This is a genomic window from Bacteroides reticulotermitis JCM 10512 (genome assembly GCF_000517545.1).
GTDB lineage: Bacteria > Bacteroidota > Bacteroidia > Bacteroidales > Bacteroidaceae > Bacteroides > Bacteroides reticulotermitis.
Genome location: NZ_BAIV01000001.1, coordinates 178,113 through 193,486, shown reverse-complemented (window position 1 = coordinate 193,486; position 15,374 = coordinate 178,113). Strand labels below are relative to the sequence as shown.

The following is a 15,374-nucleotide window of genomic DNA, read 5'->3' as shown; positions in this document are numbered from 1 at the left end:
TCTTTTTGTTTTTAGGTGCGCAAAGATACGCAAATGCTGGTATAAAAAAAATGCGTCAATGACATATTGGTATGTATTGACGCATTTTTTATTAGTAAGTGGATTAATCTTTAGATTAACTTGATGAAAAGTTCACCTTCCACTTCTTCAACAGAGACCTTGTCTTCTCTCAACAACCAGCCAAGGCCAAGAAATAAATCTTTGTCAACCGTCTTGGTTGCTTTTTTCAGCTGCTTAGCAGTCATACCTTCTGTTTCATTCAGTGAATTCCAGATTAAACCGGCAACATCACCTGCTTTTTCTTTCAACATTTGCTTTTGACATTTTAGTTAGACATGCATTTAAAATCATCAGTTCGAAAACTTTCAGATTTTATTCTGGTGACAAATATAGTTATTTTTATGTTATATAACAGATTAACAGGCTTTTTTTTACCGTTTTTGTAATAAAAACAGCTATTTCCCTCTTATTCGGAAGTTTTTTCGAGATATTCCATCCAAATTCTTGCAGCTTCTTCTACCATTTTAGAACAAGGACGTTTAGCATAATATTGTTGAGTTCTCTCTTCGGGAAGAGAAGAAATAGAGGTTTCTTTTTTCAATCCCAACAATTCCCCACAGTTAAGCGATCCATTCCTTTTCTTAAATTCAGCAGCCAGCTCTTGCACCAATGCATAGTTAGCTGCTTTACCTTCTCGATCGGCAGCTTCAGTAGCCCCCGTTTCCAATCCGGCAAGTAAAAACATGCCACATGCCGCACCACAGGTCTCACGCATACGCCCAATTCCGCCACCGAATGAAGCAGATATGCGAAATGCTTGTTCTTGTGTAAAGCCATACTTGTCGGCAAAAGCAGCCACTACTGATTGCGAACAGTTATATCCGCTTTTAAAGAGTTCACCGGCTCTTTGTATTCTTTCTTCCTTATTGTTTTCCATTCTCTATGCAAATTATTTTTCCGTTTAAACAGATAAAGAGTACCTTTGTGCCATTCAATTATATCAATCGACTCATGGCTAAAACCTTCGACATCCGCTTACCGCATTATTCACGTGGTTTTCATTTGATTACACGCGATATCATATCGCAATTACCAACCTTGCCGGAAAACGGATTACTGGTAGTTTTTATCAAGCATACTTCGGCGGGCCTTACCATCAACGAAAATGCCGATCCGGATGTACGTTATGACTTCAGAACCTTTTTCGATAAACTAGTACCCGATGGTGCTCCTTATTTCATCCATACTTTAGAAGGCCCTGATGATATGAGTGCACACATCAAGGCTTCGTTGGTAGGAAGTTCGGTAACGATTCCGATTAAGAACCATCATTTAAACCTGGGAACGTGGCAAGGGGTTTACCTTTGTGAGTTCCGCGACGGAGGAGACACACGTACATTAAGTATTACAATTTTGTAGTCCGGTTTAATAGTTGACTTCCAGCAACATTGGGCAATGGTCGGAATGTACCGCATCATTGAGTATCTGAGCATGTTGCAACAACGGACGTACGGATTCACTGGTCATACAGTAGTCAATTCGCCAGCCTTTATTCTTGGAGCGGGAATTAAAACGATAACTCCACCAGGTATATTCCTGCTTATCAGGATTCAGTAGCCGGAAAGTATCAACAAAACCAACCGAGAGGAAACGAGTCATCCACGCTCTCTCTTCAGGAAGGAATCCACTATTTTTGGCATTCCGAACAGGATCGTGGATATCAATCGGTTCATGACAAATATTGTAATCACCACAAAGAATCAAGTTTGGGCGTTTTTTCTGTAATTCCACCACATAACGTTGGAAGTCTTCAAGCCATTCCATTTTAAAGGCTTGACGCTCCTCTCCGCTTGTCCCTGACGGATGATAAACACTAACAACAGACAAATCGCCATAATCTGCACGAATAAAACGTCCTTCGGCATCATACTTAGCCATCCCCATCCCATATTCTACATGATCGGGCTCACGACGAGTAAGAATAGCCACACCGCTATATCCTTTTTTCTCAGCCGAATAAAGATAAGATTTATAACCTAATGCTTCAAACACTTCGGCAGGATATTGATCGGGCTGCAGTTTTGTTTCTTGCAAACAAAGCACATCCGGCTGCTCATGCGCCAGCCACTCGGGAAATCCCTTGGTTACGGCTGCTCGCAATCCGTTTACATTATAAGTAATAATTTTCATTCTTCTCTGTTTTATTTCTAGTTAATTGTTTTAGGAGAATAGCAACATGATATTCAGAACCGACACCACAATGGCAATGGTATAAAGTACAAAAGTACTCCAACGACTATTGACATAGTTACCCATTACCTTACGCGAAGAGGTTAATCCAACCTGCAAAAAGACAGTGAACGGAAGTTGAATACTCAGTATCATTTGAGAGATAAGAAGCCCCTTAAACGGATCGCCAATAAAGAAAATCAGCAATAAAGCAACTCCCAATGACAATAAGACCCCCACTTGTGAGTGGCTATCTTTTATATGGTATGATTCCCCAAATATCCCGGCAAAAATAGAACCGGCAGCCATTCCGCTAGTAATGGTTGAAGAAATTCCCGCCATAAGTAACGCCAAAGCAAACACGATAGCAGCATTACTACCCAAAAGAGGCTCGAGTAATGATTTTGCCTGCTGCAACTCTTCGACCTGAATACCGCTTTTAAAAAATGTAGCTGCTGCCAGAAGTATCATCGCACTATTAATAGCCCACCCAACAATCATCGAGAAAAGGGTATCAAACAATTCATACTTCAACACTTTTTTAATGGAAGCATCGTCTTGTTTATTATATTCATGACTCTGTATCACTTCTGAATGTAGGAAGAGGTTATGCGGCATAACTACCGCACCTAGTACACTCATAATGATCAGCATACTTCCTTTAGGTATAGATGGAGTTATCCAGCCTTCTACAGCCAATGGCCAATCGATCTCCACGAGAAACAACTCATAGATAAACGACAAACCTATAACAGATACAAAAGCGATGATGGATCGTTCTATCTTTTTATACGAATTGGTCATTAGCATAATGAGTACAAAGACGGTAGTAAGTACCGCTCCCCAGACTATAGGAATATCCAATAACATTTCCAAAGCAATAGCACCGCCCAGAATCTCAGCAAGAGAAGTCGAAATGGAAGCTAATACAGCTGTACCCAGAATGGGGCGAGACACCCATTTGGGTGTGTACTTTGTGGCGGCTTCCGACAGACAAAGCCCGGTCACAATCCCCAAGTGAGCTACATTATGTTGCAGTACAATCAGCATGATGGTAGATAAGGTGACCACCCACAACAAGGAATAGCCAAACTCTGAACCAGCAGCAAAATTGGAAGCCCAGTTTCCCGGATCAATAAACCCTACAGTAACAAGCAAACCAGGACCGATATATCTAAAAACATCCAGACCGCCTAGATATCGTTTATGATCTTTGCGTTTTAAATCTTGAAAAAAATTCTTTATCATTGCATAATAGTATTATTCCGCACAAATATACTTATAAAAAACAACCGAAAACCGCATTTGGTTCAAAATACCGACAAATGGGGAATCAGTAAATACGGTAATCTCACGGCAAGCTACATAATGGTTACCGCAATCAACTGAATCAAACAAATAAAGGCTGCCCAATGGGACAGCCTTTTATTTATATGTTTCAAATACCAATCAATATCCCATCTCGTGCAATGCATGGCAAAGCTGGTCAGGACAAGAAGTCGATTTATTACCGCAACAAATACCTTTTAAGCGGACGATGACTTCTTCAATTTTCATCCCTTTCACTAAACAAGATATTCCTTGCAGATTTCCATGACATCCACCTTGAAAAGAGACATCCGTAATTACATCGTTGTCAACGCTCAGACGAATACTGGAACTACAAGTTCCTTGGGTTTTATAAACGTACTCCACAGCTTATTCCTCTTCACCTTCCGGGTGCATATTCGTATAAACAGTTTGCACATCGTCAAACTCTTCCAAACGTTCCACCATCTTATCGAGCGTTTCACGCTGCTCAGCAGTTACATCTTTTAGATCGTTCGGAATGTAAGTGAAATCTCCACCAACATCTTCGAAGCCATACTCTTCAAGGTGTTTCTGAATTGCAGCATAACTTTTAGGATCACCATAAATAGTGATTGTACCCTCTTCGTCATCTTCTTCATATTCATCTTCCACATCGAAGTCAATCAGATCAAGAATCAATTCTTCCATATCTACGCCATCTTTCTTCTTGAAAGTAAACATACATTTATGATCGAAAAGAAACGCTAATGATCCCATAGTACCGAGATTCCCACCGAATTTATTAAAGACAGAGCGTACATCAGCTACCGTACGAGTAGCGTTATCTGTCAACGTATCAACAAATACAGCCACTCCGTGAGGTCCATATCCTTCGTAAGTCATGCTCTTATATTCGCTCTGATCCTTGCCCATTGCGTTCTTGATAGCACGATCAATATTATCTTTCGGCATATTCTCACGCTTGGCATTAGCAATAATAGCACGCAGAGTCGGATTGTTCTCTGGCTCCGGGCCACCGGACTTTACAGCGATAGCTATTTGTTTACCAATTTTCGTAAATGTACGAGCCATATGGCCCCATCTTTTCAGCTTAGCTGCTTTTCTATATTCAAACGCTCTTCCCATTGGTTTTATAGTCTCACCCATCTTCTCTCTGTAAATAGAGAGTTGGAAATGAATTTGTTTTAGTGATTAAAGTATATAATATTATTCTCTTATTTCTTATCTCAATTTAGCTCCTAATTTATCTTCCAGATTCTTCACCAGCTTAGACATGATTTTATCGATCATCTTATCATTCAGCGTCTGTGATTCATCTTGTAGCAGGAAGCTAACAGCGTACGATTTCTTACCAGCCTCTAGATTCTTACCTTCGTATACATCGAAGAGAGAAACTTCTTTGAGTACCTTCTTTTCGGTTTCAAATGCAATCTTTTCGATTTCGGCAAACTGGATATTATTGTCAATCAACAAAGCTAAGTCACGCTTAACCGCCGGGAACTTAGAAAGTTCCTTATAGCTTATCTTCGCAGACCGGATAGCTCTCATCAATTCTTTCCAATTGAATTCGGCATAATATACCTCATTATCTATATCGGCAGCCTTTAGTATTTTTTTAGCTACTACACCGAAAGAAACCAAACACTTCCCACCTCGGGTATTAATCGACAGAGCAGAAGCAAAAATATCATTGCTCAGAGTACCGATGATAAGGTTGTTTAAATCCAAACCTAGACGCAAAAGTACGTTTTCAACATAAGCTTTCAACTCGAAAACCGAACTATTTTCGTCCAGATGTGCCCAAGAATTGGAGACTTTTTTTCCTGTTACCCACAAGCCTAAATGATACTCTTCCGAATAGGGAGCTAGTACCTTATCAGTATTTTTGCGATCAGCATCGAAAAAATAGCAGTTACCAAATTCAAAGAATTTCAAATCAGCTCTCTTACGATTGGCATTATGAGCTATACTTTCCAGCCCTCCAAATAGTAAGGTCTGACGCATACAGTTCAAGTCGGCACTCAACGGATTGAGTAACATAGCTAAACGACTGGGCGAAAAGTCTTCCATCCCCTCATAATAAGCAGCATGCGTAAGCGAGTTATTTAATATTTCATTAAATCCGCATCCTACCAATTGCTCAGCAATCAGGTTCTGCAATTTATTTGATTTATCATCTTCTCCTTTGGTTGTCAGACTAGACTTCAAAGTGGTCGGAATTTCTACATTATTATATCCGTAGATGCGAAGAATATCTTCAATTACGTCGCAATCTCGTTGTACATCTACACGATAAGGAGGAACTGCCAATGTCAATCCTTCTACCGTTTCATTGGTAATCTTCATCTCAAGGCTGGTCACGATGCTCTTAATTGTTTCAACCGGTATCTCCTTACCAATAAGTGAATTCACTTTAGCATACGCCAACTCAACAACAAAATCTTGCGCAGGTGTAATACATACATCTTGGATTTCAGAAGAGATCGTACCACCGGCAAGTTCTTTCACCATCAGCGCAGCCAACTTCAGACAGTAAATAACACTGTTAGGATCGATACCACGCTCAAAACGGAAAGAAGCATCGGTGTTCAGACCGTGACGGCGCGCAGATTTGCGAACCCATGTAGGATGGAAATAGGCACTTTCAAGAAAAACGTCAACGGTTGCTTCAGTAGCACCGGAATCCAGTCCACCAAATACCCCCGCAATACACATCGCATTTTCTTTATTACAAATCATCAGGTCACGTCCATTCAATTTCCGTTCTACTTCATCTAAAGTAACGAATGGAGTACCCTCTGGCATTGTTTTTACAATAACTTCTCCGCCCTTAATCTTACTTGCATCAAAGCAGTGCAACGGTTGTCCGAAAGCATGAACAATGTAATTTGTAATATCCACTACATTATTAATAGGACGCACACCGATGAGCTGCAATTTATTTTGTAGCCATTCCGGACTTTCTTTAACTGTTACGCCTTTTACCGTCACACCAGCATAATGCGGACAGGCTTCACTGTTCTCCACAGTGACCTGAATATTTAAATCTTGATTATCTGCCTTGAAATCAGCCACGGACGGACGCTGTAGGACAGCTTTATATCCATTTTGAGTAAGATAAGCATATAAGTCGCGAGCAACTCCATAATGCGAGCAGGCATCTGCACGATTGGGAGTAATATCTACTTCGAGTACATAATCACTCTTGATATTATAATAATCTTTGGCAAGAGTTCCCGGTACTGCCTCGGCAGGTAATACAATAATGCCGTCATGACTGGTTCCAATACCGATCTCATCTTCGGCACAAATCATACCGATAGATTCTACTCCGCGAATTTTTGATCTTTTAATGGTGAAACTTTCGTCTCCATTATAAAGTTTTGTGCCTAGGGTAGCTACTACCACCTTCTGTCCGGCAGCCACATTGGATGCACCGCAAACAATCTGCACTGGTTCATCACTTCCTAAATTGACACTAGTGACATGCAAATGGTCGGAGTTAGGATGTTCAACACAGCTCAACACCTCACCTATCACAAGACCTTCCAAACCACCCTTAATTGTTTGTACTTCTTCTACACCGCCTGTTTCCAAGCCGATAGAAGTCAACGCTGCCGCTGTTTCCTCAGGTGTCAGATCGAAGTTGACATACTCTTTCAGCCAGTTATAAGAGATATTCATATAATTATTTTTTTATTGTTTCTCAAAAGATTCGCAAAGTTAATAAGTTTTTTGGTTGAAAAAGAAGGATTTGAAAGAAAAATGAGATCGTGCAGAGAAAGATAAAGCCCGATACAGCTGCCACAGTATAATATTTGATACCACACAGCAAAAGCAAATCTTTTTCTCTCAAACTAAATAACATCCAATTAGGGATGTTCAGCAAATTTTGGAAATGAAATCAAATCATGTAAATTTATCACTCGCCACTCCCTGAACTATGAGTATCTAATCAGAAATAACACTACTCTATTTACAATACCTTTTAATAAAATTCAAAAAATAACATCGTTTGTTTTATTCACAAAATTACCACCAGATCTGTTTGCCATCCTCATAAGTAAAAGGGCGCTCTTCCACGCCTGTCGTATGATCTTTCAAATATAGAAGGGAATTATCAGGAACAGAATCATATACCACTTCATAATCATCTGATTTACATTTCCCCAATGAGATCCAATCATTATCATAATAAAACAATTCATAATCACGCCCAGGAAGAACAAAATTATCATCATTCCGTGGGAAGTATATGATGGAGCATATTTTTTGAGAGATGCCTAAATCATATCCAAACGAATATCCTCTTTCAATATCGGGACGCGTAAACGTATCGTTGTCTAAACTTCGCTCCACGCCTCCGGTTGTATTTTTCCACGGAGAGACTTTCATTTTTCCTTTTATACCTATAAATTCAATTTCTGCTATTGGAGTTTGACACTCTTTCGGAGAGACATAGCGTACATAGCGGAATTCTTTTCGACAGTTTACTTTCACAATATTACGAAAGACAGGCATATTCTCTATACTACACAACAATTCCGCATTTATAAAATCAGGATTATTACTACCTTCAAATCGCCCTCCAATCATAGGGAACCACTCGTTCATCCATTTCCCTGTAAGTGGATATTTGCGCATAATCTTTATCTGTTTAAGGCTTGACTTATCAGGAACAAAACTTGTTTTGTGTTTTCCCTCAAGCATAAAAGGATTTCCCAGAGCTATAGGCTTTCCGTTGAGATATCCCATTATTATATAGCAACCGAATCACCTAATGCCGAGAAATGGCATCTACCATTATTCACTTTACAGTAACTAATGGGAGTCCACCCCTGAGCTGTAACAAATGTGCAAAGATATGTATATTGTATAGGTAGATTGATCTGTACTTCACTTTCTCCCTTCAAACCATATTCATGTGAGACTTCACAAGAAAAAGGAGAAACCATCTGTTGTACAGCTTTCCATTCATAATCCAGATTTTCTATATACTTATGATATTCAAACGTAAAACGACTGATTTTCGCACAGCGTTTCTTAAAATTTGTAATCAATTCATAATCTTTAGATATCGGATAGTCAACTTCAAATAGGCTTGCATCAATACGATTATGGATTTGGGCCTCCTTTTCATCTCTATAGATAGCATATGTACCATCTTTGGTTATTAGAGAGACCCACGCATGACCCTTGTACTATAATTCCCCCAACTACCGACATAATCTATAGCAGTTGGAATACCCAGCGCACGCATTACACTGCTTATCATTATACATCGTTGGAGACATGTAGCTTTGAGTTGATGCTGCATGGCCACTACGTCTATTTTATATGGAAAATCAGAACTACTGCTCGACAAACGCTGCCCTACCTCATAATGTACTATTTCATAAGCCTCCTTTAGCGTTTTTATATCTTTCACTAACGGATAATAGGCTTGATACAAGCTGTCCCGCCACCCATCTGCCAATAACTCTTTCTCTAAACGATAAGGCAGTATATGATGGCAGAAATTTATAAAACTCACATCTTTTCTCCATGCGGAAGCATACCATACCTCGAAAGCCTTATCTATATTTTGTATAAGAAAGTCCGCTTTCAAATTATTCAAGTCAGGTTTAAAGATCGGTTTATTAACATCTTCCAACTCATTCCACCACTTGTTTAATATCTCCATTGGTAATAAGGAGTCCGCCTCATACACTTTTTCCCTAAACGTACCTATTGCTTCACTCCATACTCCTCCATGAACTGGCATATTTTCTATCAAGAATAAAGCTGCTTTTAACTTCAGTGGATCACGATTGTCCACATTCCGGTAGTAATCTATCACCTTTAGCAGTTCTAAACGATTTTTACCAGCCTCTTCCATAGCTTTATCCAAAGCTTGATTTTCTTGCCTGCAACTAGATAAAGAACCAACTATAATAACCCAAATTCCTACTAAGTATATTTTTCTCATATCTTATTCTTTGTATAAAAATTAATAAACCAGTGCACAGCCATACCACGTGAGAAATTTTTTCGCATATCTTTCAAACACCACCTTTGAATCTAGATATATTTGTACTTCGTCTTCTAATGGTAATTTATCATTTGTATATACCCCCTTCATTAAAATATTGTACTTTTTGTAACACACTTCTGCTTCCTTCGTTTTTCCCACCTCTTTATGTAACTTTCCTAACAAAAGCCACGGAACAGCAAATCCTGGTTGAAATTCCAACGCTTTGTTCAGAAACACCTTTGCTTCTTCTTTTTCACCCATATAATAAGAAATATAACCATAACGAGCATACGCATTGGGTGTATTCTCTATTTTTATTAGTTCTAGTGTTAAATTAGCAAGCACTTTTTCCCTAAAAATAGGATCAGTAAAAAACACATCTTTTACTTGTTCTGTATGTAAAAATCTAGGGTATAACCATAGGACCTTTGCCAACGTTAATGCAGCCTCCTGCTGCTTTCCTTTTTTATACAACATTTGATAAAACTCGTACATGTAGGAAGCATTACGCGGATAGTTCATTACCAATTTTTCGAGTATGTGGTAGGCCTCTATTTCTCTTGCTCCATTAAGCATTAACTTCGCTTGTATATAAGAAATGTAAATATCTGATGGTAAGGTTATTTCTCCTAAACTCTCTCCAGCTTTCAACTGATACCCCACTGGTAAAAGGCTATCGGGGACATTCACAGCGAGCATTGCCCGGTTAATCCGACAGGGTAAACGGTCAGAGGTTTTTTCCAACCATTCTACAGCTTTAAGATAGTTTCCCGATCCGAATGCCTCTACTGCCTTATGAGTATTTTCCTTATCAGACTGCTCCTTTAAATTAGAGGTTTCAAAACAAATGAAACACATGCCCGTAAATACAACAAAAGCATATCTTTCCCAAGATGGAACAATTATTTTTTTGTTCTCTACTTCTTCCGCTTCTACTTGTAAAAAGGCAAGTAGAATAAACACCAATAAGCAAACCACATAATCGTTTAGCATACTACTTATTGTCATCTCTTTTATAGCAAATGCCAATAAGCATCCACCTGACAGCAATGCGATGGGGCGCTTTCTCCATCGCATAAATGTTATTATAACCGCTATAGCTAAGCAAACATAGAGCATTATTCCAATAATACCTTTTTCTATTAATAGTTGTATAGCTATGTTCGGTGCATATGGAGTAAAAGCAAATGTTGAATCTTGAGTCATCACTTTATCCATTGTCAAAGAATAACTTTTATCTCCAGTACCTATCCATTTGTTTTCTTTAAATATCTCCAGTGCTTTCTCTGTTGCTTTCAAACGCCCTTCTGTACTTTGTCGTTGTGATATCGTTTTGTTCATGGCAAGTGTAGTAGCAACCTCTATTGGAAAAAACAGCCAGATCGTTCCACATATACAAAAATAGAGAGCAAGAAGAGTCATCTTCTTCCGAGTTGATTTTACAACTATTAAAATAAAGATAGCATATACTATACATGCAATATAAGCTGCACGTGAAAACGAAAGAAAGATTGTAACCAATGCCAGCACCCCAGACAAGCCAAAAAGACCTCGCCAGCGGGGAATCTGGTAATAGCACCCTATAGCAAGCAACCCTAGTAAAGGAATATAAATGCTTGACAGAACAGTTGTAACATAGCCTAAGGGTCTAAACAAAAAACGAAGAGGATATGTGTCAATAAATCCAACTTCATGTGTAGCATCGATAAAAAGATTAAATGATACTAATGTAATAACAAGGGCAATTAATATAGGAAAAAGAAGCATCTTCAGGAATAAGTTTCGATACTCTCTAGAATACATAGTACTCCTTAATAATGCGTAACAACAAATACAAATTACTGAGGTATATGCTCCATCCAAAGCCGAGGAAGGGCACATATACCAGTTTACTACATCGTATATACAAATACAGACTAACACAAAATCGATAGTCGAGAAACGAAAGTTTCTATACAAGCAAGCCCATACGATCGATATGCATGGTAAAAGTAGTATATAGGGATCGTTCATTTGGAACATCCACATCATGACTGTTACTGCAACTACAACAACAGCAATTTGAGCAGTTTTATTTTTGTTTTTTTCCTGCATATCCCAATAAAGCACGTACTAAGTTAAAAACAAAAATACCCATTAAAATTAATAATAATAATTGCATAGCCATATTGCGCAATAAAGCAAACGAAGGAGTCATATTGTTGGAAAGATAAAGAACTAATTGATTCATTTCCTCGGGGAATGAATGTATGAAACTTATGACAAACCTAGGCAATATATAGAAAAAGTAATATCCCATAAATAGGTTTACGACAATCGAATATACAATCAACCCATATCGTCCCAAGCAATTCACCTGTAGCAGGTACGGTTTTTCTCTTTGACTCTTTCTCCCTATACTCTTAAAAAAGTAGACTAGCAGTTCTTGTGAACGTTTACGTAAGTTGGGAACTCCCAGCATATCCGAAGCAATCCAATAACCATCAAATTTAAAGAAAGGATTCAGTGTTAAAATGAAACCAAAGTTAATGAGTAGCAGCATATACCGTATAATATCGGAGCCAGTCAAGAAAAAAAACAGTAATAAAACAAAAGCTATATACATTTGAAAATATACCCCTGCAATGTTTACAACACACCGTTGCCATCGTCGCAGACGCCACACTTCAGTTACCTCAGTATAGAGTACAGGAAAGTTCAAATACAACCCAAAACCAATTTGTCCATGATGGACACTAAAAAATTTGCACGCCGAAGCATGCCCAACCTCATGCAGAAGGGAAGAAAGAAGCATAAATACAAGTAATCCTACTATAGTATAAGCGTTTATCGAACTATTAATAGCAAGCAAATTTTCTGTTGCATAGAAAAAATAAATATCCAGACTCAGTACTATTATAATGAAGGGTATCATCAGATTTTTATAGAATAAGAAACGGAAAATATCCGTAAAACGATCTATAGAAGCAGCTGAAAAAAGTTCACGTTCATAAATAAAAGATCGTTTTTTTTTCTCCGTATTTTCTAATATCGGCACTATGCATCGATCTATCAACTCTTCAATTTGCCTCGGTGTAAATAGATTCCTGCTTTGTCCTATATAGGCAATTATTGCTTCTTCCTTAGTGTCTTTTTCTTGCAAGCAAACAAGGAGTTGCACAACAGAAGAACTGGCTTCATAATATTTGCCTTCTGAAATAAGCAAATAACGCTCTTTCACAGAAGAAGTGGACAGCTTCTGAATATATATTTGATTATACTTTTCCATTCTATTAATCGATTTTCATAATTGCACTATTTATACTTCTATCGACCTCTTCCTTCTCACGTGACGTTTTACGTCCAAAATCGAAGGTATAAGATAATTTCACATAACCGATAGATTGATTCAGTCGACTTCTCTGAAGCTGGTTATACTTATACATATCCAGCTTTACATACTCGCGATAATTACCACGACTGAAAAGATTATCAACTCCAGTTTCAGCATACCAGTTTTTACGACTCCAATTCACAGAAGCACCATAGCGGGCGGGTCTTTTCTCATGGACAAAAGTCCAAAGATTCACTTTACTTGTTTCTATGCTTCCATAGACATTCAAGGCAAAGTCTTTCCAGAAATAATTAACGTCCAACTTAACGGATAGACTATTATCGGTCAGATGAGCTTTTCCTGTTGTTTTCTGAAATACATAATCAGTAGATAATTTGGTACGCAGCTTATCTGAGAAGTTATAGGTAACTCCTAAACGTGCTGATAATACATGAGCATTGTCTCCGGAACGGAAGCTGTTAATCAGTTTATCATTGTCAAAATAATAATGATAAGTAACATTGTCTAGGTATCCCATATAATCTACCACACCGTGCAATTTCAAACAGCCCCACTGGTTGGTATAATTAGCACCTATATTATAGAGTTTAGTATTATCCAAGTCCGGATTACCACGCTTGATTTGTAGAAAATCAACTGTTTGTTCAACATTGTTTATAAACGAAATATCAGGTGTTATATTGCCGATATTCACATAGTACCTTACTTGTTGCTTCTTGTCTATTTGATGCAATAACATGGTATTAAATCTCAAGGTATAATGTTGTTTCAGCTCTCCACGATGTAGTTTGTAGTTCAAATAAGAAATTCCCGGACGAATAAGCATCATTAGGTTTTTACCTACTCTTTGTGTATAAGTAATGAACATCACACTCTCTCCAGACCATAAATGTTGCCAGGAGGTATAATCTCCGGCATAGGAGGAAGATGTTACTTTATGATTATGCAGCATACCTACGCCCAGACTTTTTCCTTTTCTCAAGCGCAAGTTATAATTACCAGAGAACACAAGCGAGTACATATCTTCATCTATATTGGTCGAAAAAAAGTTACTCCCCTCCATATAGGTTCTTTTATAATCATTTTGGCTATAGGAACCTCTCAACGTAAAGTCCAGCGATTGGTCTTTTGGAAGGTTAAACTCCCCATACAACTTGATAAAAGGCTGCAAACTTTTCGAGCTTTTCCTTTCTGACGAACTTTCATTGTGAGTATAATATCCCGAATAAATCAAGTTATCACCATGACCGTCTTTAGGTGTTTCATCACGTACCAACGATACTTGCATCGACAAATTGCGTAATTTAGTCTGGTTGTTCACTTTGAACTGCACATATTGCTGGTTGTTGGCAAACGTGGCGTTTTCTGTCCGACGGTCACGATTAACCGTATAGTCGGGAGAGTAGATTTCTTCATGCTTTTCTGTTTGCGTACCAGTATATCTTTTCATATTGTAGCCACCCCACATAGAATAAGTGGTATGCTTACGGTTCATTTTTGCCCCTACATTATAATCTCCCGCTAAATAACCAATGGTTTGTTTACCATCCAACGCGACATAACCTCCGGATGTGTATTGTCTGGTTACATAGTTGATGGCTGCTACATCACCAGCGTACTTACCTATGGGGACGTCATAATATTCCACATTGAGAACATCACGCGGACGAAGGCTCTGCACGTCACGGTAATTCGCCTTTTCCCCATTTATATATAACGAAACTCCACCACCGAAAGTGGTAACTTCTCCAATACGCCTGTTTACGTCAATATCAGGTATCATCAAGTTATAGAGTAAATCGTATCCCGTATTGGCATGCTTTAGCTGCTGCTTATCCGGAAGGATCAGAACATGGTCTTCCTTGCGGATAAAAGAGCTGGCTTTAACGACGACCTCTTCCAACATTAAATGATCACTCTCTAATGTGAATGCCGGAAGTACAGTATCGTTTGCCTGTATCGTTACGGGAACTACTTTAGATAGATACCCAATGGAGCTAAAAGCAATCAGATACTTCTCCGGATAAACCTTATCGAAGCGGTAAAGACCTGTGCTGTCTGTCAGACTCCCGGAAACAAAAGTTGAATCGATTTGTAATAAACGAACCGTAGCATAAGAAATTGCCTGCTTCTCATCTGAACAATTTAAATATCCCGACATTCTATATTGAGAGAAAGCCAAAATGTAGCTCAACATCAGGTACAATAAAATTATATATCTTTTCTTATTTCTCATGCTGTTTTAAAAGTTATTCTTCTTATCATAGAGAATATCTATGATAAGAAGAATAACTTGAATTAAAGATTAAAATTCAATTTTGAATCCAGAATCACATGTAATCACGAAACATGCCAGTGAATTTTCTGGTGCTGAAATACTTATCAACCACTTAATGCCAATGGATCTGTTTCCAAACGTTCTTCCAACTGTTGAATTTCAAACTCTGTGATCAGATTCTCATTTAACGAAATCAATTCGTTGTTACT

General features: G+C 38.3%; 14 protein-coding genes. 1 reads left to right on the top strand and 13 read right to left on the bottom strand.

Annotated elements, in window-relative coordinates:
* Positions 1-110: 110 nt before the first annotated feature.
* Both JCM10512_RS00670 and JCM10512_RS00665 read right to left on the bottom strand, forming a co-directional pair.
* Positions 111-311 (bottom strand): winged helix-turn-helix domain-containing protein, encoded by a 201-nt coding sequence (locus JCM10512_RS00670; protein WP_044159398.1) that lies wholly within the window; start codon positions 309-311, stop codon positions 111-113.
* A gap of 155 nt (positions 312-466) precedes the next feature.
* The gene (locus tag JCM10512_RS00665) at positions 467-937 is read right to left on the bottom strand and encodes a C-GCAxxG-C-C family protein (RefSeq protein ID WP_044159395.1); all 471 of its coding nucleotides are present in this window, start codon (positions 935-937) and stop codon (positions 467-469) included.
* Between the two features lie 74 nt (positions 938-1,011).
* Here JCM10512_RS00665 and JCM10512_RS00660 point away from each other — a divergent pair, with 74 nt between their 5' ends.
* Positions 1,012-1,419 (top strand): secondary thiamine-phosphate synthase enzyme YjbQ, encoded by a 408-nt coding sequence (locus tag JCM10512_RS00660; protein ID WP_044159391.1) that lies wholly within the window; start codon positions 1,012-1,014, stop codon positions 1,417-1,419.
* A 6-nt stretch (positions 1,420-1,425) separates the two neighbouring features.
* Here JCM10512_RS00660 and JCM10512_RS00655 read toward each other — a convergent pair whose 3' ends face one another.
* The 11 genes from JCM10512_RS00655 to JCM10512_RS00610 all read right to left on the bottom strand — a co-directional run bounded on the left by JCM10512_RS00655 (position 1,426) and on the right by JCM10512_RS00610 (position 15,123).
* The gene (locus JCM10512_RS00655; protein ID WP_044159388.1) at positions 1,426-2,190 is read right to left on the bottom strand and encodes an exodeoxyribonuclease III; all 765 of its coding nucleotides are present in this window, start codon (positions 2,188-2,190) and stop codon (positions 1,426-1,428) included.
* A gap of 30 nt (positions 2,191-2,220) precedes the next feature.
* Positions 2,221-3,474, bottom strand: a complete 1,254-nt coding sequence (locus tag JCM10512_RS00650; protein ID WP_044159567.1) for an Nramp family divalent metal transporter — start codon at positions 3,472-3,474, stop codon at positions 2,221-2,223.
* 204 nt (positions 3,475-3,678) lie between these two features.
* Complete coding sequence (locus tag JCM10512_RS21795) at positions 3,679-3,924, bottom strand: TIGR03905 family TSCPD domain-containing protein (RefSeq protein WP_081741176.1); 246 nt, start codon at positions 3,922-3,924, stop codon at positions 3,679-3,681.
* Positions 3,925-3,927: 3 nt separating this feature from the next.
* Positions 3,928-4,665, bottom strand: a complete 738-nt coding sequence (locus JCM10512_RS00645; protein WP_044159564.1) for a YebC/PmpR family DNA-binding transcriptional regulator — start codon at positions 4,663-4,665, stop codon at positions 3,928-3,930.
* Positions 4,666-4,761: 96 nt separating this feature from the next.
* A complete protein-coding gene (gene pheT, locus JCM10512_RS00640; RefSeq protein WP_044159386.1) occupies positions 4,762-7,224 on the bottom strand; it encodes a phenylalanine--tRNA ligase subunit beta in 2,463 nt (820 codons plus the stop codon).
* A 348-nt stretch (positions 7,225-7,572) separates the two neighbouring features.
* On the bottom strand, positions 7,573-8,184 hold the full coding sequence (locus JCM10512_RS00635) for a hypothetical protein (RefSeq protein WP_148298213.1): 612 nt from the start codon (positions 8,182-8,184) through the stop codon (positions 7,573-7,575).
* A 113-nt stretch (positions 8,185-8,297) separates the two neighbouring features.
* Positions 8,298-8,600 (bottom strand): hypothetical protein, encoded by a 303-nt coding sequence (locus JCM10512_RS00630; protein ID WP_044159383.1) that lies wholly within the window; start codon positions 8,598-8,600, stop codon positions 8,298-8,300.
* 113 nt (positions 8,601-8,713) lie between these two features.
* Positions 8,714-9,430 carry a hypothetical protein gene (locus JCM10512_RS00625; protein WP_148298212.1) on the bottom strand — a complete coding sequence of 239 codons (717 nt, stop codon included), beginning with the start codon at positions 9,428-9,430 and terminating at the stop codon, positions 8,714-8,716.
* A gap of 99 nt (positions 9,431-9,529) precedes the next feature.
* The gene (locus JCM10512_RS00620) at positions 9,530-11,356 is read right to left on the bottom strand and encodes an O-antigen ligase family protein (protein WP_158332161.1); all 1,827 of its coding nucleotides are present in this window, start codon (positions 11,354-11,356) and stop codon (positions 9,530-9,532) included.
* A 268-nt stretch (positions 11,357-11,624) separates the two neighbouring features.
* Entirely contained in the window at positions 11,625-12,821 is a 1,197-nt protein-coding gene (locus tag JCM10512_RS00615; protein ID WP_044159372.1) for a hypothetical protein, read from the bottom strand.
* A gap of 4 nt (positions 12,822-12,825) precedes the next feature.
* The gene (locus JCM10512_RS00610) at positions 12,826-15,123 is read right to left on the bottom strand and encodes a carboxypeptidase-like regulatory domain-containing protein (RefSeq protein WP_044159369.1); all 2,298 of its coding nucleotides are present in this window, start codon (positions 15,121-15,123) and stop codon (positions 12,826-12,828) included.
* Positions 15,124-15,374: the final 251 nt, after the last annotated feature.

Bases quoted from the DNA above. Each gene is read 5' to 3' on its own strand.
- JCM10512_RS00670 (WP_044159398.1), bottom strand. From the start codon at position 311: ATGTTGAAAGAAAAAGCAGGTGATGTTGCCGGTTTAATCTGGAATTCA.
- JCM10512_RS00665 (WP_044159395.1), bottom strand. From the start codon at position 937: ATGGAAAACAATAAGGAAGAAAGAATACAAAGAGCCGGTGAACTCTTT.
- JCM10512_RS00660 (WP_044159391.1), top strand. From the start codon at position 1,012: ATGGCTAAAACCTTCGACATCCGCTTACCGCATTATTCACGTGGTTTT.
- JCM10512_RS00655 (WP_044159388.1), bottom strand. From the start codon at position 2,190: ATGAAAATTATTACTTATAATGTAAACGGATTGCGAGCAGCCGTAACC.
- JCM10512_RS00645 (WP_044159564.1), bottom strand. From the start codon at position 4,665: ATGGGAAGAGCGTTTGAATATAGAAAAGCAGCTAAGCTGAAAAGATGG.
- pheT (WP_044159386.1), bottom strand. From the start codon at position 7,224: ATGAATATCTCTTATAACTGGCTGAAAGAGTATGTCAACTTCGATCTG.
- JCM10512_RS00635 (WP_148298213.1), bottom strand. From the start codon at position 8,184: ATGCGCAAATATCCACTTACAGGGAAATGGATGAACGAGTGGTTCCCT.
- JCM10512_RS00620 (WP_158332161.1), bottom strand. From the start codon at position 11,356: ATGTATTCTAGAGAGTATCGAAACTTATTCCTGAAGATGCTTCTTTTT.
- JCM10512_RS00615 (WP_044159372.1), bottom strand. From the start codon at position 12,821: ATGGAAAAGTATAATCAAATATATATTCAGAAGCTGTCCACTTCTTCT.
- JCM10512_RS00610 (WP_044159369.1), bottom strand. From the start codon at position 15,123: ATGAGAAATAAGAAAAGATATATAATTTTATTGTACCTGATGTTGAGC.